Origin of the sequence: Sphingomonas insulae, from assembly GCF_010450875.1 — a bacterium.
GTDB classification, from domain to species: Bacteria; Pseudomonadota; Alphaproteobacteria; order Sphingomonadales; family Sphingomonadaceae; genus Sphingomonas; species Sphingomonas insulae.
Genome location: NZ_CP048422.1, coordinates 584,035 through 609,199, shown reverse-complemented (window position 1 = coordinate 609,199; position 25,165 = coordinate 584,035). Strand labels below are relative to the sequence as shown.

The window sequence follows — 25,165 nt, the reverse complement described above, 5'->3', positions numbered from 1 at the left end:
GGAGTTCTCGACGATGGCCACGATCACTACGACGACGAGCACGCCGACACCGACGCCGACGCCGTCGGCCACGTCGACGGCGAACGTCACCAAGAATGCCGCGCAGAGCATCCTCACCTCGCTCAACACCGGCTCGGGGGTCGACACGGCATCCCTGGTCAGCTCGCTGGTCCAGGCGCAATTTGCCGCCAAGACCGCTGCCCTGGCAGCGAAGAACACCAAGCTGACCGCGCAGATTTCCGCGGCCGGCACGCTGAAGAACACCATCACCAATTTTTCCACCGCGCTCGGTTCGCTGACCGCCGGCGGCACGCTGCAATCGCAGCCGGTGAGTTCGAACGGCAGCGTGCTGTCGGCGAGTGCCATCAGCGGAACGAAGATGGGCAACCTCAGCTCGTCGGTCACCGTGACCGCGCTGGCATCGGCGCAGGGTGCCCGATCGGCCGCGGTCGACAGCCGGACGACGCCGATCGGCACGGGCAAGCTGACGCTGACACTCGGCACCGCCACCTACAATACCGCCGGCACCGCCATGACCGCCTTCACGGCCGGCAGCACCGCTGCGGTTTCGATCGATGTCACCAACGGCAGCATCGACGGGATCGCCACCGCGATCAATGCCGCCAAGACCGGCGTCACCGCCAGCGTCATCACCGATCAGGACGGCAAGGCGGTGCTGTCGCTGAAGGGCACGACGGGATCGGCGCAGGCCTTCACGCTGAAGGCCGATACGGCGGGCAGCCCGCTCGAACAGTTCAACGTCGGCGTCGGCAAGGGGACGCTGACCGGCACCGCCGCCAATGCGAAGCTGACGGTCGACGGTGTCGACGTGCAGCGCTCCAGCAACACGATCAGCGACCTGATACCCGGCGTCAAGCTGCAGCTGAATGCGGTGTCGGGCAGTGCGGTGTCGCTGACCAGCAGCCGCCCGACCACCGCGTTGTCGCAGGCGGTTTCGGATTTCGTCGAGACCTACAATCAGGTCTATGCCAGCGCCAAGGACATGACCAACGCGATCACCGGCGACCTCAAGGAGGATGCTGCGGCCAAGACCCTGCTCCGGTCCTTGCAGGGGCTGACGACCAAGACGATGGCGTCGGCCAGTGCTGTGGGCGCGCCGACGACATTGGCGCAGATCGGCATCGCGACCAACCGCGACGGCACGCTGTCGGTCAACACGGATACGTTGAACAAGGTGCTCGCCGCCTATCCGGACGAGGTGGAGGCGATGTTCGCGACCACGTCGAGCAACGCGCTGGGCCTCAACAGCTCGCTCAGTGGTATCTCGATCGCGGCTTCGAGCAGCCTGTCGGGCCTCGGCGCCTCGACCGCGCGCTATACGAAGGCGCAGACCGATCTGACGAGCGAACAGGACAAGATCTCGGCGCAGTCCGATTCGATGAACACGCGCCTGACGCAACAATTCTCCAGCATGAACAGCAAGGTGTCCGCCTACAAGGCGAGCCAGACCTTCCTCGAACGACAGCTCAAGGCGTGGGAACAGAATAGCTGATGGCCTACGCAACGCTCCTTTCCGGCGATCCCTACGCCACCTACCGCCAGATCGACGTCGTCGGCCGGACCGCCGAAGCGCAGGGGCCAGGCCTCGTGCAGCTGCTGTACGAGGAATTGGTGTCCGCTCTGCGCGCCGCTGCCTGGGCCGTCGAACACAACCAGCTCCGCACCAAAAGCGATCGCATCACGCGGGCGACGGCGATCCTGTTCGCGTTGGAATCGGGCCTCGATTTCGAACGTGGCGGCGAGGTGTCGAACACGCTTGCACGGCTGTATGGCGGCATCCGCCGCTCGATCGTCGATGCATCGATCGGCACCGATCCCCGCCCGTTCCGTGAAGCGGCGGGCAGCCTCAGCGAGATCGCCGAGGCATGGCGGACGGCGCGCGCCGCCTGATCCGTTCCCGCCCCCGGGTGGTGCAGGCTATTTCTGGAACCAGTGGCGCTGCACGAAATAGCCGACCACCAGCACCGCGATGCCGATGCACAGCGCCATGATCGCATCGAATGCCCATGGCTCCTGTGCGTAGGGCAGGTGGGCGACGTTCATCCCGTACAGCCCGGTGATGAAGGTCAGCGGCAGGAAGACCATCGCGACGATCGAGATCACCAGCGACCGGCTGTCGATCTGCTCGCTGCGCAGGTCGGTCAGCGCCTCATGCATCAGCGAGGCGCGCTCGCGAATCGATTCCAGCTCCTCCGCCATGCGCGCGGCGCGGTCGGCGGCGGCGGCGAGGTGGCGGCGATCGTCCTCCGCCAGCCATGCGCCGGGCAGCGTCGCCAGCTTTTCCAGTGCCGCCCGCTGCGGCGCCAGAAAGCGGCGATAGCCGATCGCCGCCACCCGTACCCGCGTCACCGTGCGCCGCAGGTCGAAGACGCGATTGGCATCCAGCCGTTCCTCGCAATCGTCCAGTTCGTCGCCGAGGTCGGCGACATGCGGATCGAGGTCGCTGGTGATCGCGGTCGCCACCGCCGCGATGAAGTCGCCGGGATCGACGATCGCGCCTTTCTCCATCTGCGTCTCGACATCGGCTACGCCGATCAATGGCCGCCGCGTCACCGAATAGACGCGGCCCTTGATCGCCCAGATCCGCACCGAGGCGAGCGGATCACCCGACGACATCTCTTCGGACGAGCGACCGCGCAGGTTGAGCAGCGCCCCGTCGGCAAACGCCTCGCAGCGCGGCCGCGTCTCCGATGCGGTCAGCGCGTCCACGACGTAATCGTCCAGCTTCGCCGTATCGCGCAGCCACACCTGCGCATGCTCTTCGTTGGTGTTGAGGTGCACCCACACGAAATCGGCGGTGCAGGACAACGCCTCCGTGACCGCCACGCGATCGACCTTGCCGCCGCTGACCCGATAGCCGAAGCCGCTCATGCCATCTCCAGTTCGACCGTCAGCCCGTCCTGCGCCGCCAACCCGTCCCGCCACGGCTGCCGCAGTGCATCGGCGCGGGCGCGATCGAGGATCGCCGCCGGAACGCCGGGGTGGTGCAGCACGCGATCGGCATTGGCCAGGCTGCGCGCCTGCCGCAACGTCAGGTCGTCGGGGTCGGTGGAGGTCAGCAGGATGCGGACATGCCCCGCCTCCCGGCGCTGGTCGGCGGCAAGCCAGCCATCGACATCCGCATCGTCGCTCAGGGGATCGAGCGGCGCGCCGGTCGCCATCGCCGCCCCCAGCGCCCGCCGCCGTTCGCCGCCATCGGGATAGCGCCGCCGCAAGGCGGGCCGTGCCGCGTGCAGCCGTTCGGCCAGCATGCCGAGGCCCGCGGGCAACACCGCCTCCAGCCGCTGGCGCAGCGCCGCCGCCAGTCCCGCCGATACCCCGCCGGTGCCGATCGCGACCAGCACCGGCGCACGGTCGATGATCGCGGGCGTGGTGAAGTCGCAATGCTCCGGCCGGTCGACCGCATTGACCAATATCCCGCGCGCCTTCAGCCGCGCAACCGCCGCCAGTGCCGCATCCTCGGCCTCGATCGCGACGATGGCGATGGCGGCCTCCGCCTCCTCGCCGACGACGCGCGCGCCAGCGCGCTCCAGCAACCGGCGCTTGGCATCCGCCGCATCGCCGTCGCCGAGCAGGATTACGGTGCGGCCCGCCAGCCGCACGAACAGCGGCAGGCTGTGCAGCGTCACCGGTTCAACCACTCCGGCACCCGTTCGGCGGCCAGGATCGTCTCCGGCACGATGCGGTCGGCGACGACCGCGAACCGGTCGCCGTCGACCAGCACTTCGGGCACCAATGCGCGGCTGTTGTAGGTCGACGCCATCGTCGCGCCATAGGCGCCCGCGGTGCGGAACACGGCCAGGTCGCCGCTCGCCACCGCGGCGATCTCGCGGCCCATCGCGAAGGTGTCGCCGCTCTCGCACACCGGGCCGGCGATGTTGGCGGTCATCCGCGCATCCGTCTGCGTCACCGCGTCGAAATCATGCCATGCGTCGTACAGGGCGGGGCGGGCAAGGTCGTTCATCGCTGCATCGACGATGACGTATGGATTGACGACGCCGGGCTTCACCCAGATCACCTCGGTCAGCAACACACCGGCATTGCCGGCGATGACGCGGCCGGGTTCGAACATCAGTTCGACATCCCAGCCCTGCGTCGCCCGCGCCACCATCGCGCCGTAGTCCGCCGGGCTCGGCAGCACGTCGCCCTGCTTGTACGGCACGCCGAGGCCACCGCCCAGGTCGACGCGGCTGATCGTATGACCCTGCGCGCGCAGGTCGGCGACCAGCTGCCCGATGCGCCGATACGCTTCCTCCAGCCGCGACAGGTCGGCCAGCTGGCTGCCGATGTGACAGGCGACGCCGCGCAGGTTCAACCCGTCGATCGGCGCGAGCCGGTCGAACATCGCGGGCGCCTGGTCGATCGGCACGCCGAACTTGTTCTCGGCACGCCCCGTCGAGATCTTGGCATGCGTGCCGGCGTCGACGTCGGGGTTCACCCGCAGCGTCGCGGGCGCCACCTTGCCCCTGGCATGCGCGATCTGCGCGAGGACGACGCCCTCTTCCTCCAGCTCCAGGTTGAACTGGCCGATGCCCTCGTCGATGCCGCGGGCGAGTTCGCCGCGCGTCTTGCCGACACCCGAAAAGACGATGTCCGCCGCCGGGATGCCCGCCGCCAGCGCCCGCGCCATCTCGCCGCCCGACACGACGTCGGCGCCGTAGCCCTCGTCCGCCAGCACGCGCAGCACCGCGACGTTGGGATTGGCCTTGATCGCATAGGCCAGATGTACGCGGCCGACGTCTTTCAGCCCGTCGCGGAACACCTGCGCATGCCGGCGAAAGGTCGCGGTCGAATAGACGTAGACGGGCGTTCCCACCTCCGCGGCGATGCGGGTCAGCGGCACGTCCTCGCAATGGAGAATGCCGTCGCGGTAATCGAAATGGTTCATGGCATCTGTATCAATTGGGCGGCAGGTCGAATTCGTCGCTGCGGCGCTGCTCGGAACTCTTGAGAAGCTCGTCGCTACGCTGCGGACGCTGCTGCGTGGTCGGGGTCAGCAATTGCTCGGGCGTCGGCGTCGCCTTCGCACCGTAAGGCGCTGGCGGCAGCGAGGCGCCCTCGGCCGGCTGCAATTCCTTGGCGGCGCCGCAGCCGGCGAGCGCCAGTGCAACGACGGGAATCAGGCGTTTCATCGCAGGGTCTCCCGTGCCGCGGCGATCGCGGCGCGTACGTTGGCGGGCGCGGTGCCGCCGAAGCTGGTGCGGCTGGCGACCGAGGCGTCGACCGACAGCACGTCGTACAGGCTCTCGTTCACCCGCGGATCGATCGCCTGGAATTCGGCATAGGCCAGCTGGTCGAGCCGCACGCCCAGTTCCTCGGCCCGCTTCACCGCGCGTCCCGTCACATGGTGCGCCTCGCGGAACGGCAGTCCCGCCTCGCGCACCAGCCAGTCGGCAAAATCGGTCGCGGTGGCAAAGCCGCTCTCGGCGAGGCCGCGCATCCGGTCGGTGCGGAACGTCGCGCTCTGGACCATTCCGGTCATCGCCGCGATGCTCAGCCCCAACAGGTCGTGCGCCTCGAACACCGGCGGCTTGTCGTCCTGCATATCCTTCGAATAGGCGAGTGGCAGGCCCTTCATCGTCACCATCAATGCGGTCTGGCAGCCCAGGATCCGCCCGGCATGGCCCCGCACCAGTTCGGCGGCGTCGGGGTTGCGCTTCTGCGGCATGATCGAACTGCCGGTCGACCATTGGTCGGACAGCGCGACGAAGCCGAAAGGCTGCGACGCCCACAGCACGAATTCCTCCGCCAGCCGCGACAGGTGCAGCGACGTCTGCGTCGCGCAGGTCAGGTAATCGATCGCAAAATCGCGGTCGCTGACCGCATCGAGGCTGTTGCGCGTCGGCCCGTCGAAGCCGAGCGCCCGCGCCGTCATTGCCCGGTCCAACGGAAAGCTCGTTCCCGCCAGCGCCGCCGATCCGAGCGGACACAGGTTCATGCGGGCCCGCGCATCGCGGAATCGCGAGACATCCCGCGCCACCATCTCGACATAGGCCATCAGGTGATGACCCAGCGTCACCGGCTGCGCCGATTGCAGATGGGTGAAGCCCGGCATCACCGCATCGGCATGCTCCTCCGCCCGCGCCAGCAGCGCATCGGTCAGTTCCGCCAGCGCGGCGAGCACCTGATCGATCGCGTCGCGCACCCACAACCGGAAATCGGTCGCGACCTGGTCGTTGCGGCTGCGCGCGGTGTGCAGCCGCCCGGCCACCGGACCGATCGCTTCGGCCAGCTTCGCCTCGGTCTGCATGTGGATATCTTCGAGGGCCAGGTCCTCGGCGACACCGTTCGCCGCATAGTCCGCCGCGACGCGGTCCAGCCCCGCATCGATCGTCGTCGCATCCGCCGCCGACACGATGCCCTGCTGCGCCAGCATCGCGACATGCGCTTTCGATCCGGCGATATCCTGACGCCACATCCGCTTGTCGAACGGGATGGAGGCGTTAATCTCGCGCATCACTGCTGCCGGGCCCTCGGCAAACCTGCCGCCCCACATCGAATTGGAACCGCTCATGTCCTCAGGCCTGTCCTCGCGCGTTGCGATCGTCTGTCTCCTGGCGTTCGCCGCCGCTGGTTGCGATAGGCAAAGCGCCGACGCCGGGCAAGCGAACGTCGCGCAGGCAAATGTCGCGACGGCATCGCCCGACGAAGCGACCGGTTCCGCCTCCGCCGCACAGGTCGGCATCGATCGCAGTCGCAAGGGCGAGGCCGCGCCGGCCACGACCTTCAAGGATGCTGCCGGCAAGCCGACGACGCTCGCCGCCTTCCGCGGCAAACCGGTGCTGGTGAACCTGTGGGCGACATGGTGCGGACCCTGCGTCGCCGAACTGCCGACGCTGGAGGCGCTGGCAAAGGCCGGCACGATCCGGGTCGCCGCGATCAGCCAGGATACCGGTGCCGCGGCGAAGGTGCCGGGATTCCTGAAGGAGCATGGCGCGTCGTCGCTGGTGCCGTATCTCGACGACAAGATGGCGCTGTCGCTCGGCTGGAATGCGAATCTGCCGACGACGATCCTGTTCGATTCGGCCGGTAAGGAAGTGTGGCGCTGGAACGGCGGCAACGACTGGAACGGCGCGGCCGCGGCAAAGCTGATCGCAGAGGCCAGCTGACCGCGCTCACCCTCGCCCTGCCCCGGCTACGCCGTCTCTTTCTTCTCCCGGCGGGAGAGGGAGGGATGCGCAACGCCGGAAGGGTGAGGACGACGGGTAATGCGTTGATGACGATTTGGTCCGATGACCACTCAATCGAGCCTCACATCCGCCACCGTCACCACCCGCGCGATCTGCGGCAGGATGTGGCGGATCGCAAAATCGTGCAACTCCGCCGATCGCGACGTGCAGGCGTCCTCGACGATGGCGACGTCGTACGACAATTCCCATGCCGCCCGTGCGGTCGATTCGACGCCGAAATTGGTCGCGATGCCGGCGATCACGACCGTTTCGATGCCACGCCGCCGCAGCTGGAGGTCGAGGTCGGTGCCGGTGAACGCACCCCAATGGTGTTTGAGCACGACGATATCGCCATCCTGTCGCAGCCCCTCGACCAGCACGCTGAATTCCGGCGGCGTTCCCCCGGCGGGCAGGCTCGGCCGGTCGACCTGTTGGCTCGGCATGGTGTCAGGGGTGAAGCCGACATGGACCAGCACCACCGGCGCGCCGGCGGCGCGAAACCGCTCTGCCAGCGTCTTGCCGGCCGCCACCACCGCATCGGCGCCGTGCGGCCCCTTGTCGCCGGCGACGATCCCCTGTTGCAGGTCGATCAGGACGAGGGCGGTGGAGCGGGGATCATAGCTGGCCATGCCGGCTCAACCGGTTACGATCGGCTCCGTTCCGTCATCGCGCGGCACCCATATCGCCGACCGGTCGTCGCCATGGGGGTCGGCGCGCCCGGACAAGGCGGCGATGCCGATCCAGGCGCAGACGATCGCATCCAGCATGTCTTCATGCGCCTTGCGCGCCGCACTGGTCGCCGGCTCGACCAGCGGCGGCAGGTGCTCCGCCACGCCCCCCAATTGCGTGCCGAGCAAGGTGGCGATCCGTCGCCATTGGTCGGCGAGCAGCGCGCGGCGCACCGCGATCGGCTCGCCCGGCCAGTATTTCGCGCTGTTTCCCGCCTTGTACGGCAGGCGACGCGAGGCCTTGGCCAGCACGACCAGCGCCGGATGCGGATAGACCTCGATCAGCCCGCCACCGCGCGCATCGCGGGTCTGCAGCGGATAGCCGGCGGCGGCGAATCCTGCGCGAAGGTCGTCGCTGAGCGGTCCCGGCCGCGCGACGCTCGGCGAATGGGTCGAACACTGCCGCGCACCGAATGCCCGCGCGATCGCATTGTCCGACGGCCGTCGCCCGGTGATCGGGTCCAGCGACATCGGCATGTCGATCGCGACCAGCGCCACCGGCGCGCCCGCGATCCGCTCGCTCGCCGCCAGCATCGCCGCCGCATCCGGCGCGGAGCCGGTCGGCACGCGGTCGTGGCGACGATCCGATGGCGGGCTGAGGAAATGCGCGTAGGACGGTGCCACCGCCCGCAATGTCCAGCCCCGCTCGGTCCGGACGGCCAGCGCCACGCCGCTCGGCCTGCCGATGGTCCACGCGGCATCGATGCCGAGGACGACATCGGAACGCTGACGGTGGGGGATGTTCAACCTAAACGGCTGGAAAATGGATGCCCGACAAGGACTCGAACCTTGATTGACGGAGTCAGAGTCCGCTCTCTTACCATTAGAGGATCGGGCAACGCAGGGCGCGCATTTAGGCAGGGCGGGCGTAGCTGTCAACACAAACGCGGCCTCGGCTTGTCGCATGCCACCGGTCGCGCTACCTAGGGGGCAAGCACCGATCGGGTATCGTCCCGTGAGGCAGATATATAGAGAGTCACCACGGCTATGGGGGATGGATCCGCCCGAATGCCGTACCGGCAGGACGTTCCTGCCCGTCCGGCGCCAGGCCGGCCGCAACGCGGCCGCTGGTCCGACATGCAGGCGTTTGCCGCGTTGGATCTTGGCACCAACAATTGTCGCTTGCTCATCGCACGGCCGCAGGGCGACGGATTTGCGGTCATCGACGCCTTTTCGCGCATCGTCCGGCTGGGCGAGGGGCTGGCCGCCACCGGTCGGCTGAGCGATGCGGCGATCGAGCGGACGATCGCGGCGCTGCGCGTATGTTCCGACAAGCTGAAGCGCCGCAACGTCACGCTGGCGCGATCGGTCGCGACCGAAGCGTGCCGCCGCGCCGCCAACGGGCCGGACTTCATCGCGCGGGCGCTGGCGGAAACCGGCATCCACCTCGATATCATCTCGGCGGAGGAAGAGGCGCGGCTGGCGGTGCTCGGCTGCCATGCGCTGATCGAACCGGGCGACGATCCCGCGCTCATCTTCGACATCGGCGGCGGATCGACCGAACTGGTGCTGATCGACACGACGCGCGGCGCGATGCCGCGGGTGCTCGACTGGCATTCCGCGCCGTGGGGGGTGGTGTCGCTGACCGAACATGCCGGCGGCGGCGAAGGCGAGGCGGGGCGGCTGGCCGCCTATGAACGGATGCGGCGGATCGTCGCGGACAGCTTCGCCGATTTCGCCGCACGCCTGCCGCGGGGGATCGCGCGCCCGCGGCTGCTCGGTACCAGCGGTACGGTGACGACGCTCGGCAGCGTCCATCTGGGTCTCAGCCACTATGACCGTGCGCAGGTCGACGGCCTGATCGTGCCGTCGGCGGCGATGCGCCGGATCAGCGAGGACCTGTCGCGCAAGTCGGTGCGCGAACGCGCCCAACTCGCCTGCATCGGCAGCGAGCGCGCCGATCTGGTCGTCGCCGGCTGCGCGATCCTCGAAACCATACTCGACCTGTGGCCCGCCGAGCGGCTGGGCATCGCCGATCGCGGCATTCGCGAAGGCATCCTGCGACGCTTGATGGGAAGCCCGCGACCGTGATGAGGAACGAGCGATGAGCCGCGACGGTGGTGGCCTGCGCACGCGGGTGAAGACGGCGCGGGGGCGCACGGCGCAGTCGACGCGTTGGCTGGAACGCCAGCTCAACGACCCGTACGTCAAGCGCGCCAAGGCGGAGGGCTATCGCAGCCGCGCGGCCTACAAGCTGATCGAGCTGGACGAACGGTTCGGTATCATCCGCGGATCGAAACGCGTCGTCGACCTCGGCATCGCGCCGGGCGGGTGGAGCCAGGTGATCCGGCGCCAGGCGCCCAAGGCGACCGTGGTCGGTATCGACCTGCTGCCGGTCGACCCGATCGACGGCGTCACGATCTTCCAGATGGATTTCATGGACGATGCCGCACCCGACCGGTTGATGGAGGCTTTGGGCGGCGCGCCCGATCTGGTGCTGTCGGACATGGCGGCGAACACGGTGGGCCATCCCCAGACCGACGCGCTGCGCACGATGGCCCTGGTGGAAACGGCCTTGGCATTCGCGGTCGACGTGCTGGAAAAGGGCGGATCGTTCGTCGCCAAGGTCTTCGCCGGCGGTGCCGACTCGCAGCTGATCGCCGAGATGAAGCGCAACTTCAAGACGGTGAAGCACGCCAAGCCGCCGTCGAGCCGCAAGGGGTCGGTAGAATGGTTCGTCGTGGCGCAGGGGTTCAAGGGCAGGTCAGCGGAGTAGCGCAGCTAGTCCGCGTCGCGGACCTGCCCCGGCCAACGGACCACAGGTCCGACTGACGACGCGGCTTCGCCGCGGCGTGCCCCGCGATCTGACGCTCCCCATGCTTCGCCGCGGCGTGCCCCCGCGATCTGACGCTCCCCATGCTTCGCCGCGGCGTGCCCCGCGATCTGACGCTTTCCATGCTTCGCCGCGGCGAACTCCGCGATCTGACGCTTCCCATGCGTCATCCAGGCGAACGCCGGTATCCGTCCATCCGATGGGGTTAACGGTTCGCGTAACGCCGGCGGCGGGCCTCCACGGGTCCAGGCGAACGCCGGGATGACGATGGGGTGTCGTTCGACCCGGAACATGGCTCGTCATCCCCCTAAGGCGGGAATCCATGAACCCTTTCGCAGTCATCTGAAGCGTGAGGATGGCGACCCTGATCCCTGCCTTCGCGGGCATGGCAGGAGAGGCTTGCCCCAAACGCAAACGACGCGGCCAAAGCCGCGTCGTCAGTCGGGCCTGGCGCCCGCTGGCCGGCATTCGGCCTGTGCCGGTCTAGCGTGGCTAAACCGGCGCCTCATGCTCACCCGTCGTAATCGGCGCCCAGGTTCTGGTTGCGCGGCGGCGCGGCGGCGGTCAGGCGCAGCGCCTCGGCCGATGCCGACAGCGAACCCACCGCATCGACCTCGTCCTCGTCCTCGATCTGGACGCGCTGCAGGCTGTTCACCACCGCCTCTTCGAGGTTGTCGGGACGCACCAGTTCGTCGGCGATCTCGCGCAGCGCGACGACCGGGTTCTTGTCGCGGTCGCGATCGAGCAGCAGTTCCGCGCCGCCGGAGATCTGACGCGCGCGCTGGGCGGCGAACAGGACCAGGTCGAAACGGTTGGGGATCTTGTCGACGCAATCCTCGACGGTAACGCGCGCCATGGACGCTTTCCTTCGCAAATACCGATGCAGTGAAGCGGTCGACCTACGCAACGGCCGCGTGCAAGTCAAGGAAATCGGCCCCGCGCGCCCTCGCACCTTGTGCCGCGACGCCCCAGCGGCCACAGCATGCGGCGATGGACGCGCCCGCCCCACAACCCACGTTCACGGTGGACGGCAACCGGCTGACGCTGCTGGACACCGGTCCCCGGCGGCTCGATGCGTTGCTGGAGCTGATCGCCGGCGCGACGACCGACCTGCGCATCCTCTATTATATCTATGCCGACGATGAGACCGGTCGCCGGGTCAATGCGGCGCTGATCGCCGCGGCGCAGCGGGGCGTCGCCACGGCTTTGGTCGTCGACGGATTCGGCAGCGAGACCGATGCCGATTTCTACGCGCCGTTGCTCGCGGCGGGGGTGTCGGTGTGCCGCTTTTCGCCGCGGCTGGGGCGGCGCTACCTGTTGCGCAATCACCAGAAACTCGCGCTGGCGGATGCCGGCAGCGAGCGGCAGCGGATCATCATCGGCGGCTTCAACGTCGAGGACGATTATTTCGGCACCCCCGCGCAGGAGGCGTGGCGCGATCTCGGCCTGCTGGTCGAAGGGCCGGCGGCGGGGCGTCTCGCCGGCTATTTCGACGCGCTGCACGACTGGGTGCGCAGCCCACGGGGCAAGGTGCGTCCGCTCAATCGCGCCCTGTCGCAATGGAGCGAGACCACGGGCCCGACGCGCTGGCTGATCGGCGGACCGACGCGGCGGCTGTCGCCTTGGGCGCGCGCGGTGCGCGACGACCTGCGCCGCGGCAAGCGTATCGACATCATCGCCGCCTATTTCACGCCGTCGCCGACGATCCTGCGCCGGCTGGACAAGGCCGGCCGGCGCAAGGCGAAGGTCCGCGTGGTCACCGCCGCCAAATCCGACAACAACGCGACCATCGCCGCGGCGCGCTTCACCTACGCCGGCCTGTTGCGCAAGGGCGTGCAACTGTTCGAATATCAGCCGACCAAGCTGCATACCAAATTGTACGTGATCGACGATGCGGTGCACGTCGGATCGGCCAATTTCGACATGCGCAGCCTGTTCATCAATCTCGAACTGATGCTGCGGATCGAGGATCGCGCCTTCGCCGACCATGTCCGCGGCTATATCGAGGGTGAGATCGCGCGGTCGCAGCCGATCACCAGGGCCTGGTACAAGGCGCATACCGGCGTGCTGCAACGCGTGCGGCAGTTCTGCGCCTATATCATGATCGCGGTCATCGATCCCGGCGTGTCGCGCGGATTGAACTTCGGTATCGACGAGGGGTGATCGCCGCCGCGATCGTCATGCGTCCCGATCGTTGCAGCCCGGCCGCCGCGGGTCGGACTATCGCCCGAGCGCGTCGACGTGGACCCGCGCGGCATCGGGAATAAGCGCTTCCAGTACCGACCAATAGCCGGCGACCGCCTCCTGCCCCGCGTGGGAATAGGCGTTGGCCATCTTGTCCCGCTGTTCTTCGTAGAGCGCCTTTTCCAGCGCACTGCCGGTGTCGGTGAGCCGCAACAGGCGATGCCGGCGGTCGCGATCGCCGTGCCGCATCTGGACGAGGTCGCGGTCGACCAGATCCTTCATCACGCGGCCGAGCGACTGCTTGGTGACCCCCAGCAGCGTCAGCAGCTCGCCGACGGTGATGTCCGGTTTGCGACCGATGAAGTACATCGCGCGATGATGCGCCCGTCCCAGCCCCATTTCGGCCAGCTTCTCATCGGCGCTGCGGACGAATCGCGACTGGGCGAAGATCATCAATTCCATGCCCCGCCGGATCGCGGCATCGTGCAGGAACAAGGCAGACGATAGCTTTTGTGCGTCCATAACGGACGCGTTAGCTTAACCTCAGATAAATGAAAAGCGCTGTTTGCCTCGATGGCGACCTAAAATGTCGCATTACGGCACGTTGGCGATCAATCCTTCCACGCCCAGTACAATTGCGCGGGCGGCACGTTCCACCACTCCATGTCATGATCGATCGTGTCGAAGTGCGGCGTCAGGAAATTCTTCACCTTGGGCGAGAATTGATAGACCAGAAAGGCGCCGCCGGTGCGGATGACCCGATGCGTCGCTGCCGCGATCGTCGGGCCGACGCCGTCCGGCAGCGTCGAAAACGGCAGGCCCGACAGCACGTAATCGGCATGGTCGTGACCGTGTTCGCGCACGATCCGCTCGACGTCCGCCGCCGATCCCTCGACCGCGACGAAGCGCGAATCGGTGATGGTATGGTCGAGGTAGCGGATGAAATCGGCGTTGGTGTCGATCGCGATCAGCGTCGCATCGGGCGCCATCCGCTCCAGGATCGGGCGGCAGAAGGTGCCGACGCCGGGGCCGTATTCGACGAACAGCTTGCATGCGCCCCAATCGACCGGGCCCAGCATCTTGCGGATCAGCTTGTCGGACGACGGGATGATCGAACCCACCATCACCGGGTGCTTCAGGAACCCCTGAAAGAACATCGCGACCGGGCTCGGCACGCCGGCAGGACGGGTACGGCGCCGGGCGGCGGTGGTCGAACTGGGCATCGGAATCCTGTCGTCTCGCGTGGTCGTGCCGCGCGAACACGCGGATGACATCCCCGTGCCACGTTTCCCGAACGCGTTTCAAGACGTGCAGTTGCGTAAACCCGTGCGGTTTGCCGCAGCACGGGCGTGCTTGCCCTGCGGGGCGGGCGGCGTAGGAGGAGGTTGAGAGAGGGGATCGGCATGGAGCAGCGACGGATCGGCGAGGTGGCGGTGATCTTTTGTTCGACGCGCACCACTGCGGATGCGGCCGGCTACGACGCCGCGGCGCGCATTATGGACGCACTCGCGGCGGTCCAGCCCGGCTATCGCGGCATCGACAGCGCACGCGGCGCGGACGGCGCGGGGATCACGATCAGCTATTGGGCGAACGAGGCGGCGGCGATCGGCTGGCGCGATCATCCCGACCATGCCGCCATCCGCGAGCGGGGGCGGGCGGTCTGGTACGACGACTATCGCGTCACGATATGCACCGTCGCCCGCGCTTATGGCTGGACCCGGCCATGACGACGGCACGCGCACCGATCGATCGCCGTTTCGCGCTGATGTTCCTCGTCATGCTGACGATCGCCGCCGGCAACACCGCCTTGCAATCGATCCTGCCCGCGCTCGGGCGGTCGCTGGGCGTGGCGGATCGCGCGGTGGCGGCGGCGTTCTCGGTATCGGCACTCCTGTGGGTGCTCGCCGCGCCGTTCTGGGCGAACCGGTCCGACCGGCACGGCCGGCGCGCGATGATCCTGCTCGGCGTCGGCGGGTTCTCGGTGTCGCTCAGCCTGTGCGGGCTGTTCCTCGCCGCCGGTATCAACGGCTGGATCGGCGGCACCGCCGCCTTCGGCCTCTTCATCGCCGGGCGGCTGATCTACGGCACCTTCGGCTCCGCCGCGCCGCCGGCGGTACAGGCGCTGGTCGCCGGCGAAACCAGCCGCGAGGAACGCACGAAGGCGCTGACCCTGCTGGCGAGCGCCTTCGGCCTCGGCACGATCCTGGGGCCGGCGGTGGCGCCCTATCTGCTGCTCGGCCGCATCGGCGGGGTCGAGGTCGGGCTCGCCGGCCCGGCCTTCGTCTTCGCGCTGTTCGGCGTCGGCGTCTGGGTCACGGTGCGCACGATGCTGCCCGACGACCGGTCGGCACCGCATGCAGAACATGGCGCCTCCTCCGCCTATCCCTCGATCGGCGGTGCGCCGACCGGCGCCAGCGTCACTGCGGCGACCCAGCCGCACGTCGAACATGTCGGCTATCTCGACCGCCGCGTACGCGCCTGGATGATCGCCGGGCTGGTGATGGGGCATGCGCAGGCGATGACCAGCCAGGCGATCGGCTTCCTCGTCATCGACCGGCTGAACATCGCCCCGGCGCTGGCGCTGCAACCGACCGGCATCGTGCTGATGATGGGGGCGGGGGCGGCGTTGCTGGTGCAATGGGGCGTCATTCCGCTCCTCGGACTGTCGCCGCGCCGGCTGGTGCTCGCCGGGCTGGTGCTGGCCGCCGCGGGCGTCGCGATGACCGGGCTCGCCACCTCGCTCTACGGCATCGCCACCGCTTATGCGCTCGCCAACCTCGGCTTCGGCTTCACCCGTCCGGGATTCACCGCCGGCTCCAGCCTCGCCGTCGGGCCGGCGGCACAGGGATCGGTCGCCGGCAAGGTGACCAGCGTCAACGGCGCCAGCTTCGTGCTCGGCCCGTCGATCGGCGTCGGCCTGTACGAAATCGCGCGGCCGCTGCCGTATCTGACGGCGGCGGCCGCGCTGGTGCTGCTACTGGGCTATGCGTGGATGGCGCTGAAGGAACGATAGGCGTTCAGACGTCGGCCTTGCTGCCGCGGCTCTGCAACTGCCCCGGCGAAATGAACCCCAGCGGCTGGATCGCCGCCGCATCCTGCTTCAGCCGTGCGGCGATCTGTTCGTAGTCCTTCTCCATCTCCGGCGTCACGCTCGCCCGCGATTCGGTCAGAGCCTCCTCGAAATCGGCCATCGTCACCTCGGCCGATTGCAGCGAACGGCGCAGCGCCACCAGCCCCGCCCGACGGACGACATCCTCCAGGTCTGCACCGGTGAAGCGATCGGTCTGCCGCGCCACCTCGTCCAGGTCGACATCCGCCGCCAGCGGCATCTTCTGCGTCTGGATCGCAAGGATGCGTCGCCGCCCCTCGGTATTGGGCACGCCGACGTAGACCAGCTCGTCGAACCGCCCCGGCCGCAACAGCGCCGGGTCGATCAGGTTGGGCCGGTTGGTCGCGCCGATCACCACGACCGACTGCAATTCCTCCAGCCCGTCCATCTCGGCCAGGATGGTGTTGACCACCCGCTCGGTCACCTGCGGCTCGCCCGCGCCGGACCCGCGCGCCGGCACCAGCGAATCGAGTTCGTCGATGAAGATGACGCATGGCGCCACCTGACGCGCGCGCTGGAACAGGCGGGTGATCTGCTGCTCGCTCTCGCCATACCATTTGCTCAGCAGGTCGGACGATTTGGTCGCGATGAAGTTCGCCTCCGCCTCGCGCGCCACTGCTTTCGCCAACAAGGTCTTGCCGGTGCCGGGCGGGCCGTACAGCAGAAAGCCCTTGGCCGGCCGGATGCCGAGCCGCCGGAACGCATCCGGGTCCTTCAGCGGCAATTCGACGCCTTCCTTCAACCGGTTCTGCGCGGCATCGAGACCGCCGACATCGTCCCAGCGCACGCGCGGCGCTTCGACCATCACCTCGCGCATCGCGCTCGGCTGGACGCGCTTCAACGCCCCCAGGAAATCCTCGCGCGTCACCGACAATTCCTCGAGCACCTCGGGCGGGATCGTCCGCTCCTCCAGGTTGAGGCGCGGCATGATCCGCCGCACCGCCTCGATCGCCGCCTCGCGGGTCAGCGCGGCGAGGTCGGCGCCGACGAAGCCGTAGGTCGTGCGCGCCAGTTCGGCGAGGTCGACCTTGTCGCCCAGCGGCATGCCACGGGTGTGGATGCCCAGGATCTCGCGACGCCCGCGCTCGTCCGGGACGCCGACGACGATCTCGCGGTCGAACCGGCCCGGCCGGCGCAGCGCCTCGTCGATCGCCTCGGGCCGGTTGGTCGCCGCGATCACCACCAGATTGGCGCGCGATTCCAGGCCGTCCATCAGCGTCAGCAGCTGCGCGACGACGCGCTTCTCCGCCTCGCCCTGCACGTTGCCGCGCTTGGGCGCGATCGAATCGATCTCGTCGATGAACACGATCGACGGCGCCGACTTGGCCGCCTCCTCGAAGATCTCGCGCAGCCGCCCTTCGGATTCGCCATAGGCCGATCCCATGATCTCCGGCCCGTTGATGAGGAAGAACGATGCATCGCTTTCGTTCGCGACCGCGCGCGCAAGCCGCGTCTTGCCGGTGCCGGGCGGGCCATAGAGCAGCAGCCCCTTGGGCGGATCGACGCCCAGCCGCTGGAACAGTTCGGGATAGCGCAGCGGCAGCTCCACCATCTCGCGCAGCTGGTCGATCGTCTGCGCCATGCCGCCGATATCGTCATAGGTGACGTCGGCGCGCCGCTGCGTCGGCTCTTCATATTCCGGGCGCAGCTCGATCTCGGTATTCTCGTCGATATGCACGATGCCCTTGGGGCTCGCCGACACCACCGCCAGGCGGATCTCCTGCAAGGCATAGGCGGGTGCGTTCATGAACTGCTGGATGCCCGGCGGCATGTTGCCGACGCGCTGGTGCCCCGCCGTCGCGACCACGTCGCCCTGGCACAGCGGCCGCCCGAAAAAGGTGCGCTTCAACGCCTGCGGCTGGCCCTGCAGGCGCAGGTTGGCCTGTGCCGGGGCGAACACCACGCGGGTCGCCGGCTTCGATTCCACCGCGCGCACCTCGACGAAATCGCCTGCGCCGACGCCGGCATTGGCGCGTTGCAGGCCGTCGATGCGCAGCACCTCGATGCCCTCGTCCTCGGGATAGGGGCCGACGCAGCGCGCCGGCGTCGACTGCTTGCCGACGATCTCGATCACGTCGCCCTCGCCCACGCCCAGCGCCGCCATAAGGCTGCGCGGCAGGTGGGCGAGGCCCCGGCCGGAATCCTCCGGACGGCTGTTCGCCACCTGGATCTTGCGGGTAGGGGTGTCGCTGTCGGCCATCAAATTCGTTCCTCGAAGGTCCTTCGAAGCGCGCGAGATAGGGAGCGGGTTCCGGCTGTGCCATGGCGCGCGGCGATCGGCCGGCGCAAAAAAAGGGCCGGTGCATGATGCGCCGGCCCGTGAAAGTTTTAGGAGAGGATGCCTGAAAGGCACGGACTTTTTGTCGTCGGCAGCTTTATGTTGCAAGTGCGAAAAGATGCAGTACGATTGCAGAAGTTGCATTCGCTAGCCCGCAAGAGGGACGAGGAGGAGAGTGATGCGCAGGCTGCCGCCGCTGGGCGCGATCGAAGCCTTCGTACAGGTGGCCCGGCTGGGATCGGTGAAGGCCGCCGCCACCGAACTGGCGCTGTCGGCCCCCGCGCTCAGCCGCCGCGTCCAGGCCCTCGAACGCTTCATCGACCGTCCGCTGTTCGAACGCCGGCACCAGGCGATGGTGCTCAACAGCGACGGCGAACGCCTGCTGGCGCAGATCGCGCCGGTGCTCGACAGCCTGTCCGACGCGGTGGAGGCGATGACCGGCACCATCGACGTGCTGCGCCTGCGGCTCGGCATCCTGCCATTGTTCGCCTCGCAGCGCCTGTTTCCACGTTTGGGCGAATTGCGCAGTACGCATCCAGAACTACACCTGGACATAGACACCGCCGGCCATGGCGTCGCGCGATTGGGCGAGGGGCTGGATGCGGTGATCGCCCTGTCGCGCGAGATCGAGCCGTCGCTGTACGCCAAGCGGCTCGATCGCAATTCGGTCTATGTGATCGGTGCGAAGACGCTGCTCGACGGGCCGGACCCGGTCACCCGGCCCGAACAGCTCGCCGGCCTCACCGCGCTGATCCATCGCGAGATGCCCGACAATTTTACGGCGTGGCGCGACGCGGCGGGAATCGATCCATCGATCGAGCCGCTGGCGATAGACTATTTCGATTCGGGTGCGCTGATGCTGGAGGCTGCGGCGCAGGGCATCGGCGTCGCCTTCATGCACGAAAGCCATTTCCAAGACGCTCGCGACCCGCGGCTGGTGCGCCTGTTCGATATCGTCGTGGAAAGCCCGTACAGCTATTGGTTCGTCTGCCGCCCGCGGGCACTACAGCAACGCCCGGTGCGGATGTTCCACGACTGGCTGATCAAGACATTGGGCGAGGTGTGACGTCGCCTGCCCCGTCATCCCGGCGAAAGCCGGGATGACGGAAGTCCAGGCGATTATTCCGCCTTCGCCTTGACGATCTTGCCCGGGCTGCGCGGCGGCTCGCCCTTGGGCAGTGCGTCGATCAGCTCCATGCCCGACGTCACTTCGCCCCACACGGTATATTGGTTGTCGAGGAAGCGCGCATCGTCGAACACGATGAAGAACTGGCTGTTCGCCGAATTGGGATCGCTGGTACGCGCCATCGAACAGATGCCGCGCACGTGCGGCTCCTTGCTGAATTCCTGCGTCAGGTTGGGCTTGCTCGACCCGCCCGTGCCATCGCCGCGGCCGCCATCGCCGCCCTGTGCCATGAAGCCGGGGATCACGCGGTGGAAGGGAACGCCGTCGTAAAAGCCCTCGTTGGCAAGCTCGGCGATGCGTGCGACGTGGTTCGGCGCCAGGTCGTCGCGTAGCTTGATGACGACATCGCCGTCGTCCAGCGTCAGCGTGAGGGTTTTGAAGGTATCGGCCATGCTCTGTCCTTTTGTGGTTGATGCGCAGTTAGTGTCGGTCGGGCAGAAGGGCAAATGCACGAGGGTGGCCAATCGTGCCGCAGCGCGGTAGACGCGCCGTTCGAACGCCATACCGGGAAGGAGCAGCGATGAGCGAGACCGAGCTTCCCGACGCGCCCGCCAACGAACAGGACGAGCTGGACGAGGACGACCGGCTGCGGCCCGAATTCGTCCGCGCGGTGCTCGACGCGGTCGAGGACGGCAACGACGAGGCGGCACGTGCGCTGGTCGAACCGCTGCACCCCGCCGACATCGCCGATCTGTTCGAACTGACCCCGCACGAGGATCGCGGGCCGCTTGCCAAGGCGCTGAAGGACCTGCTCGACGGCGATGTCTTCGCCGAGATGAACGATTATGTTCGCGAAGACCTCATCGATGCGCTGACCCCGACGCAGGTCGCCGACCTCGCCTCCGAACTCGATACCGACGACGCCGTCGCCATCATCGAGGATATGGAGGAAGCGGACCAGCGGGCCGTGCTGCGCGCGCTCGACCCCGACGATCGCGCCGCGATCGAAGAGGCGCTGTCCTATCCCGAGGAATCCGCCGGCCGCCTGATGCAGCGCGAGCTGATCGCGGTGCCGGACCATTGGACGGTCGGCGACGTGATCGACTTCATGCGCCATCACGAGGAACTCACCACCGATTTCTGGGAGATATTCGTCGTCGACGCCGGCCACCACCCGGTCGGCACCTGTCAGCTGTCGTGGATCCTGCGCACCCCGCGCGGCATCGCGATCGGCGATGTGATGAAGCGCGAACAGACCCTGATCCCGGTCGACATGGACCAGGAAGAGGTCGCGCTGCGCTTCCAGAAATACGCGCTCATCAGCGCTGCGGTGGTGGATGCCGCCAATCGCCTGGTCGGCATGATCACCGTCGACGACATCGTCCACATCATCCAGGAAGAGGCGGGCGAGGATACGCTGCTGCTGTCCGGCGCGGGCGACGGTGACATCAACGAACCCATCCGCCTGACCGTGCGGACGCGGCTGATGTGGCTGGTCGTCAACCTCGGCACCGCGATGATCGCCTCGTCGGTGGTCGGGCTGTTCGAAAGCACCATCGCCGGCTTCGCGACGCTCGCCATCCTGATGCCGATCGTGTCCGGCATGGGCGGCAATGCGGGGACGCAGACGCTGGCGGTGGTCGTCCGCGCCATCGCCACCAACCAGCTGACCGATTCGAACACGCGCTGGATGGTGCTGCGCGAACTGCGGATCGCCTGCGCCAACGGCGCCGCGCTCGGGGTGCTGATCGGGATCGGCACCTTCCTGATCTTCGGTCGCGCCGATCTGGCGCTGGTGATCGGGACGGCGATGTTCACCAACAACATCACCGCCGGATTGGGCGGCGTGCTCGTACCGGTGACGCTCGACAGGATGAACATCGATCCGGCGGTGTCGTCCGCCGTTTTCGTGACGACGCTGACCGACACGATGGGCTTCTTCTCGTTCCTCGGCCTCGCGACCTTGTGGGGACTGCACGCCTGACCCACATGCGGCAGGTGACGTTGCACCTGACGAAAGTGGCCTTTGGCGCGACCAGCGTCGAACATCTCGCCGAACGACTGACCCTGCGCGCCGCCGATGGCCCGGTGTTCCTGACCACCCGCTATCTACCGAAACGGCATGAGGAAGTGGCAGGGCAGGGGTCGCTGTTCTGGATCCTCAAGCACCAGTTGGTGGCCCGCTCGCCCATCCTCGGCTTCGGGGAGGCGGAGGGCGGCCGTGTCGCGATCAACATCGATCCGCTGCTGGTGCTGGTCCAGGCCCGCCCCAAGCGCGCGCATCAGGGCTGGCGCTACCTCGAGGACGCGGACGCTCCCGCCGATCTCGGCGGCGAGGTGGACGGGCTCGCCGCCATGCCCCCGGCCCTCGTGGGCAAGCTTGCGGAACTCGCGCTGATCTGACGCCCGTCGATCGCTATTGCGCCGCGCCGCAGGTCACCGGCGCGCCGGCGATGGCGGTGACGCGGCATTTCGGCCGGCCGGCGATGGTTATCGTCCCTAAGCCGGTGTTCGACACCTGCGCAGTGTAGCGCGCACGCGCCGTGACCGATCCCAGCCCGTCCAGGTGTACCGCAAGGTCGCCGACCTCCAGACCGGCGGCGTCGATCGTGCCCGCGCCGTTGGCGAGCAATCGCGCGGTGGCGGCCTTGCCGGCGACGCTGATCTTGCCCTCGCCGATCAGCTGGGCGGTGAGCTGATCGCCCTCCACCGCGCCGACCGTGATCGCACCGGCGCCGGTCGCGGCCAGGTCGATCCGCGGCGCCGCCAGCCGGGATACCGCGATCCGGCTGCCGCCGACCACCGCTACACTCGCCAGCCGTGGCGTCGTCAACACGATCGCGACCGGCCGGGTCGTCGCGGCCTGCCCCTGTTCGCTCCAGCGACCGTTGGGGTTGCGCCGCACGATCAACGTCGCACCTTCGGTATGCAGGTCGATATCGCCGATCGCGGCGCGATCGCCCGTCACCGTCGCGCCGGGCGATCCGCCGGTGGTCACGGTGACGTCGAACGCACCGCTGACGCGCAGTTTCTCGAAACTGCCGACGTTGACGCGGCGCTCCTCCGCCGATGCGACGGCGGGACAGAGCAGGGCGAGCGCGATCAGGATACGGAGCATGGCCCGCAGCGTCGCACCCGCGCGTGGCGGAGGCAAGCGGCGGGTGCGGCGTCGCCCGTTCCCGACCGCCCGTTCCCGACCGCCCGTTCCCCAACCGCATCGTCACCTTCCACCGCCATCGGGAAAGCGCGAACGGCGCGCGCGCCGCCGCGTCAGCGGCCGCAGCGGACCGAACCCGATCCCATCTTCGACACCTTGCACGTGGCCTGAGCGCCCAGGTTGACGTCGCCCGATCCCATCAGCTCGACCTCGGCCGCGCCGGTCACCGTCGCCCGCACGTCGCCCGATCCGGCGATCGAGACCTTGGCGCGTTCGGCGCGCAGCCCGGCGGCATCGACGCTGCCCGATCCGGCGATGCTCGCCTCCAGCACCTTCACCGCACCGCCGGCGCGCATGTTGCCCGAACCCGCGATCGACACCTCCGCCGCGTCCGTCGCGAGTGCCGCGATGTTGAGGTCCCCCGATCCGGCGATGTCCGCCCCGAAGCTGTGGCCCTCGATGCGGTCGACCGCCATCGTGCCGGACCCGGCGACGGTCGCCTTGGTCAGGCGCGGCAGGGTGACATAGACCTTGACCTTGTCGTGGCTGCCGAATTCGAAGCTGTTGCGTTTGCGACCGATTTCCAGCGTGTCGCCGTCCATGGCGATACGCAGCCGGTCGAGCTGGTCCGCCGGTCCCTCGGCGCGTACCGAAAAGCCGGTACCGGCGCGGACGTCGACGTCGTCGCTGCCGGTCAGGTCGATCTGGCTGAACCCGTCCACGGCATAGCTGCGCGTCGGGCCACTGCCGGTCGGCGCGACGCCCGGACTGTCATCGTTGCCGCTCGAACAGGCCGACAGCAGCGCGCCCGCCGCCAGCATCACGATCGCTCCGTAGCGCATGTCCGCTCCCTCCGGTTGTGTATTGTTTTAATAACACACATCCGGAGAGCTCGGCAAGCGCGGACGTCAGCCGCCGCAGCGCACCTTGCCGCTGCCCGACTTGCTGACCGTGCAATGCGCCTGCGGCCCCAGGTCGACGCTGCCGCTGCCCGCGATCGAGACATCGGCCTCGCCCGACACCATGGCGCGGACGCTGCCCGATCCGCCGATCGACACGTCGGCGCGGGATGCGCGCAGGTTCGGCGCGGCGATGTCGCCCGATCCGCCGACACTCGCATTCAATGCCCCGACCGTGCCCGCCGCGGCGATATCGCCCGACCCGCCGATGCTCAGCTCCGCCGTCCGCGCATCCAGCCGCGCGACCCGCAACGCGCCCGATCCGCCGACCATACCGGCAAAGCGCGCACCGCCGGCGCGATCGGCGTCGATGCTGCCCGATCCACCGACGCTCGCCGCGGTCAGCGCCGGCAGCGTGACATGCACGACCAGGCGCGCATCGGCGGGCTTCGACGGACGTCCTTCGTACCGCTGGCCGACACGCAGCGTATGTCCGTCCAGCGCGACGCGGAAGTTCTCGAACGCCTCCGCCGGTCCCTCTGCGGTGACGGCAAACTGCGGTCCGCTCCGCACGATCACGTGCTGCGGGCCGCCCAGGCTCACCGCGTCGAAGTCGCGCACCACATAGACCAGCGCCGGGCCACGGTGCTGTCCGACGATCCCGGGTCCGCGATCCCGTTCCGCCGCGATGGCGCCGGCTGCGGCGAGCGGGATCAGGGCAAGGGCGAGATACTTCATCGGGGCATCCTCAGCTGTTGTAGTCGAACACTACAGCGCCCCGTTCACAGTTGTAAACACAGATATTGAGCGGTCGGCTTCCGTGGCCTCCGGGACCCGCACCAGCCAAATCTACCCGGCGCACTCGGGATCCCGGCATCGCCGCCCGCCGACGATGGATGGCGGCGGCGCCGGCATCACGGCTCCCAATCCCGGTCCCCGCCGGCGCGGCGGATGCGGCCACGCCCCCCGCCACCAACGAAAAGGGGCGGCCCCGCAGGACCGCCCCCTTCCGACGTCGCAAGGACGGGCCCGGCGTTAGGCCGGCACCTTGTCCTTGTTGTAGATCGCGGCGGCGGCGCGGAGGATGTCGAGGATCTTCTCCTGGGCCTTGGGCTCGTCGACCTCTTCCATCGCGGCCAGTTCGCGCGCCAGGCGGCTGCACGCCGCCTCGAAGATCTGGCGCTCCGAATAGCTCTGCTCGGGCTGGTCGTCGGCGCGGAACAGGTCGCGGACCACTTCGGCGATCGACGCGAGGTCGCCCGAATTGATCTTCGCCTCATATTCCTGCGCGCGGCGCGACCACATGGTGCGCTTGACCTTGGGCTTGCCCTTCAGCGTTTCCATCGCCTCGCGCATCGTCTTGTCCGACGACAGCTTGCGCATGCCGACCGACTCGGCCTTGTTGGTGGGGACGCGGAGCGTCATGCGCTCCTTCTCGAAGCGGAGCACATACAGCTCCAGGCTGGTTCCGGCGATCTCCTGCTTCTGCAGCTCGATCACACGGCCCACGCCATGCTTCGGATAAACAACGTAATCACCGACATCGAAGGACAATGCCTTGGCAGCCATGAACGGGCCTTTCTGGGTCGCATCGCTCGTCATGGACGGTCCGTGGCGGCAAACCGCTGTCCGGGACCGACGAGGATGGTTGGTACGAGTGTCTCCTGAGCAGGCATGACTCGTCATGCCCGTCATGGACCCATTTAACACACTCGTAATAA

The 25,165-nt window shown here is 68.1% G+C and carries 27 protein-coding genes and 1 tRNA gene; 11 read left to right on the top strand and 17 right to left on the bottom strand.

The window, feature by feature from the left end; genetic code table 11:
* Positions 1–13: 13 nt before the first annotated feature.
* Complete coding sequence (fliD, locus tag GTH33_RS04420) at positions 14–1,513, top strand: flagellar filament capping protein FliD (RefSeq protein ID WP_163957262.1); 1,500 nt, start codon at positions 14–16, stop codon at positions 1,511–1,513.
* Positions 1,513–1,911, top strand: coding sequence for a flagellar export chaperone FliS (gene fliS / locus GTH33_RS04415; protein ID WP_163957261.1), 399 nt, complete (start codon positions 1,513–1,515; stop codon positions 1,909–1,911). Before fliD ends, fliS begins: the two co-directional genes overlap by 1 nt.
* Before the next feature lie 27 nt (positions 1,912–1,938).
* Here the strand turns inward: fliS and GTH33_RS04410 are convergent, their stop codons facing one another.
* From GTH33_RS04410 to argH, 5 genes are read right to left on the bottom strand one after another with little or no spacing between them, the layout of a single operon-like run.
* On the bottom strand, positions 1,939–2,892 hold the full coding sequence (locus tag GTH33_RS04410; RefSeq protein WP_163957260.1) for a zinc transporter ZntB: 954 nt from the start codon (positions 2,890–2,892) through the stop codon (positions 1,939–1,941).
* Positions 2,889–3,650, bottom strand: a complete 762-nt coding sequence (locus tag GTH33_RS04405; protein ID WP_212592686.1) for a precorrin-2 dehydrogenase/sirohydrochlorin ferrochelatase family protein — start codon at positions 3,648–3,650, stop codon at positions 2,889–2,891. Before GTH33_RS04405 ends, GTH33_RS04410 begins: the two co-directional genes overlap by 4 nt.
* On the bottom strand, positions 3,647–4,909 hold the full coding sequence (gene lysA, locus GTH33_RS04400) for a diaminopimelate decarboxylase (RefSeq protein ID WP_163957259.1): 1,263 nt from the start codon (positions 4,907–4,909) through the stop codon (positions 3,647–3,649). The genes GTH33_RS04405 and lysA overlap by 4 nt, the downstream gene beginning before the upstream one ends.
* A 10-nt stretch (positions 4,910–4,919) precedes the next feature.
* Positions 4,920–5,153 (bottom strand): hypothetical protein, encoded by a 234-nt coding sequence (locus GTH33_RS04395; protein WP_163957258.1) that lies wholly within the window; start codon positions 5,151–5,153, stop codon positions 4,920–4,922.
* Positions 5,150–6,517: an argininosuccinate lyase gene (argH, locus tag GTH33_RS04390; protein ID WP_163959587.1), complete on the bottom strand. Its 1,368-nt coding sequence runs from the start codon at positions 6,515–6,517 to the stop codon at positions 5,150–5,152. Before argH ends, GTH33_RS04395 begins: the two co-directional genes overlap by 4 nt.
* A gap of 16 nt (positions 6,518–6,533) precedes the next feature.
* Here argH and GTH33_RS04385 point away from each other — a divergent pair, with 16 nt between their 5' ends.
* Positions 6,534–7,130: a TlpA family protein disulfide reductase gene (locus GTH33_RS04385; RefSeq protein WP_163957257.1), complete on the top strand. Its 597-nt coding sequence runs from the start codon at positions 6,534–6,536 to the stop codon at positions 7,128–7,130.
* 131 nt (positions 7,131–7,261) lie between these two features.
* Here GTH33_RS04385 and GTH33_RS04380 read toward each other — a convergent pair whose 3' ends face one another.
* The 3 genes from GTH33_RS04380 to GTH33_RS04370 all read right to left on the bottom strand — a co-directional run bounded on the left by GTH33_RS04380 (position 7,262) and on the right by GTH33_RS04370 (position 8,756).
* Positions 7,262–7,819, bottom strand: a complete 558-nt coding sequence (locus GTH33_RS04380) for a hydrolase (RefSeq protein WP_163957256.1) — start codon at positions 7,817–7,819, stop codon at positions 7,262–7,264.
* A 6-nt stretch (positions 7,820–7,825) separates the two neighbouring features.
* Positions 7,826–8,665, bottom strand: coding sequence for a DUF429 domain-containing protein (locus tag GTH33_RS04375; RefSeq protein WP_249054996.1), 840 nt, complete (start codon positions 8,663–8,665; stop codon positions 7,826–7,828).
* A gap of 17 nt (positions 8,666–8,682) precedes the next feature.
* Positions 8,683–8,756: transfer RNA gene (locus GTH33_RS04370), tRNA-Gln, on the bottom strand.
* Positions 8,757–8,926: 170 nt separating this feature from the next.
* Between GTH33_RS04370 and GTH33_RS04365 the strand changes: the two genes are divergently transcribed.
* Both GTH33_RS04365 and GTH33_RS04360 read left to right on the top strand, forming a co-directional pair.
* Entirely contained in the window at positions 8,927–9,949 is a 1,023-nt protein-coding gene (locus GTH33_RS04365) for a Ppx/GppA phosphatase family protein (RefSeq protein WP_163957255.1), read from the top strand.
* Positions 9,950–9,962: 13 nt separating this feature from the next.
* Positions 9,963–10,634 carry an RlmE family RNA methyltransferase gene (locus GTH33_RS04360; protein WP_163957254.1) on the top strand — a complete coding sequence of 224 codons (672 nt, stop codon included), beginning with the start codon at positions 9,963–9,965 and terminating at the stop codon, positions 10,632–10,634.
* Positions 10,635–11,202: 568 nt separating this feature from the next.
* On the opposite strand, the gene rpoZ is transcribed toward GTH33_RS04360, so the two are convergent.
* Entirely contained in the window at positions 11,203–11,547 is a 345-nt protein-coding gene (gene rpoZ / locus GTH33_RS04355; protein WP_163957253.1) for a DNA-directed RNA polymerase subunit omega, read from the bottom strand.
* Between the two features lie 134 nt (positions 11,548–11,681).
* Here rpoZ and GTH33_RS04350 point away from each other — a divergent pair, with 134 nt between their 5' ends.
* The gene (locus GTH33_RS04350) at positions 11,682–12,854 is read left to right on the top strand and encodes a phospholipase D-like domain-containing protein (RefSeq protein ID WP_163957252.1); all 1,173 of its coding nucleotides are present in this window, start codon (positions 11,682–11,684) and stop codon (positions 12,852–12,854) included.
* A 57-nt stretch (positions 12,855–12,911) separates the two neighbouring features.
* Here GTH33_RS04350 and GTH33_RS04345 read toward each other — a convergent pair whose 3' ends face one another.
* Together GTH33_RS04345 and GTH33_RS04340 are read right to left on the bottom strand one after the other, a co-directional pair.
* Positions 12,912–13,397: a MarR family transcriptional regulator gene (locus tag GTH33_RS04345; protein WP_163957251.1), complete on the bottom strand. Its 486-nt coding sequence runs from the start codon at positions 13,395–13,397 to the stop codon at positions 12,912–12,914.
* Between the two features lie 89 nt (positions 13,398–13,486).
* Positions 13,487–14,098: a class I SAM-dependent methyltransferase gene (locus tag GTH33_RS04340; RefSeq protein WP_163957250.1), complete on the bottom strand. Its 612-nt coding sequence runs from the start codon at positions 14,096–14,098 to the stop codon at positions 13,487–13,489.
* A gap of 180 nt (positions 14,099–14,278) precedes the next feature.
* Here GTH33_RS04340 and GTH33_RS04335 point away from each other — a divergent pair, with 180 nt between their 5' ends.
* Positions 14,279–14,602 carry an antibiotic biosynthesis monooxygenase family protein gene (locus GTH33_RS04335; RefSeq protein WP_163957249.1) on the top strand — a complete coding sequence of 108 codons (324 nt, stop codon included), beginning with the start codon at positions 14,279–14,281 and terminating at the stop codon, positions 14,600–14,602.
* Entirely contained in the window at positions 14,599–15,888 is a 1,290-nt protein-coding gene (locus GTH33_RS04330) for an MFS transporter (protein WP_163957248.1), read from the top strand. Before GTH33_RS04335 ends, GTH33_RS04330 begins: the two co-directional genes overlap by 4 nt.
* 4 nt (positions 15,889–15,892) lie before the next feature.
* On the opposite strand, the gene GTH33_RS04325 is transcribed toward GTH33_RS04330, so the two are convergent.
* The gene (locus GTH33_RS04325) at positions 15,893–18,184 is read right to left on the bottom strand and encodes a CDC48 family AAA ATPase (RefSeq protein WP_163957247.1); all 2,292 of its coding nucleotides are present in this window, start codon (positions 18,182–18,184) and stop codon (positions 15,893–15,895) included.
* A gap of 256 nt (positions 18,185–18,440) precedes the next feature.
* On the opposite strand from GTH33_RS04325, the gene GTH33_RS04320 reads away from it, so the two are divergent.
* Positions 18,441–19,328, top strand: a complete 888-nt coding sequence (locus GTH33_RS04320; protein WP_163957246.1) for a LysR substrate-binding domain-containing protein — start codon at positions 18,441–18,443, stop codon at positions 19,326–19,328.
* Between the two features lie 53 nt (positions 19,329–19,381).
* Here GTH33_RS04320 and GTH33_RS04315 read toward each other — a convergent pair whose 3' ends face one another.
* The gene (locus tag GTH33_RS04315; protein ID WP_163957245.1) at positions 19,382–19,840 is read right to left on the bottom strand and encodes a peptidylprolyl isomerase; all 459 of its coding nucleotides are present in this window, start codon (positions 19,838–19,840) and stop codon (positions 19,382–19,384) included.
* Between the two features lie 128 nt (positions 19,841–19,968).
* Between GTH33_RS04315 and mgtE the strand changes: the two genes are divergently transcribed.
* Positions 19,969–21,372: a magnesium transporter gene (mgtE, locus tag GTH33_RS04310; protein WP_163957244.1), complete on the top strand. Its 1,404-nt coding sequence runs from the start codon at positions 19,969–19,971 to the stop codon at positions 21,370–21,372.
* Positions 21,373–21,377: 5 nt separating this feature from the next.
* Positions 21,378–21,791 (top strand): DUF1489 family protein, encoded by a 414-nt coding sequence (locus GTH33_RS04305; protein ID WP_163957243.1) that lies wholly within the window; start codon positions 21,378–21,380, stop codon positions 21,789–21,791.
* Positions 21,792–21,804: 13 nt separating this feature from the next.
* On the opposite strand, the gene GTH33_RS04300 is transcribed toward GTH33_RS04305, so the two are convergent.
* The 4 genes from GTH33_RS04300 to GTH33_RS04285 form a co-directional block, all read right to left on the bottom strand.
* Entirely contained in the window at positions 21,805–22,506 is a 702-nt protein-coding gene (locus GTH33_RS04300) for a GIN domain-containing protein (protein WP_163957242.1), read from the bottom strand.
* A gap of 152 nt (positions 22,507–22,658) precedes the next feature.
* Complete coding sequence (locus GTH33_RS04295; protein ID WP_163957241.1) at positions 22,659–23,387, bottom strand: head GIN domain-containing protein; 729 nt, start codon at positions 23,385–23,387, stop codon at positions 22,659–22,661.
* 66 nt (positions 23,388–23,453) lie between these two features.
* On the bottom strand, positions 23,454–24,182 hold the full coding sequence (locus GTH33_RS04290) for a head GIN domain-containing protein (RefSeq protein WP_163957240.1): 729 nt from the start codon (positions 24,180–24,182) through the stop codon (positions 23,454–23,456).
* A 297-nt stretch (positions 24,183–24,479) separates the two neighbouring features.
* Positions 24,480–25,013, bottom strand: coding sequence for a CarD family transcriptional regulator (locus GTH33_RS04285; RefSeq protein WP_163959585.1), 534 nt, complete (start codon positions 25,011–25,013; stop codon positions 24,480–24,482).
* Positions 25,014–25,165: the final 152 nt, after the last annotated feature.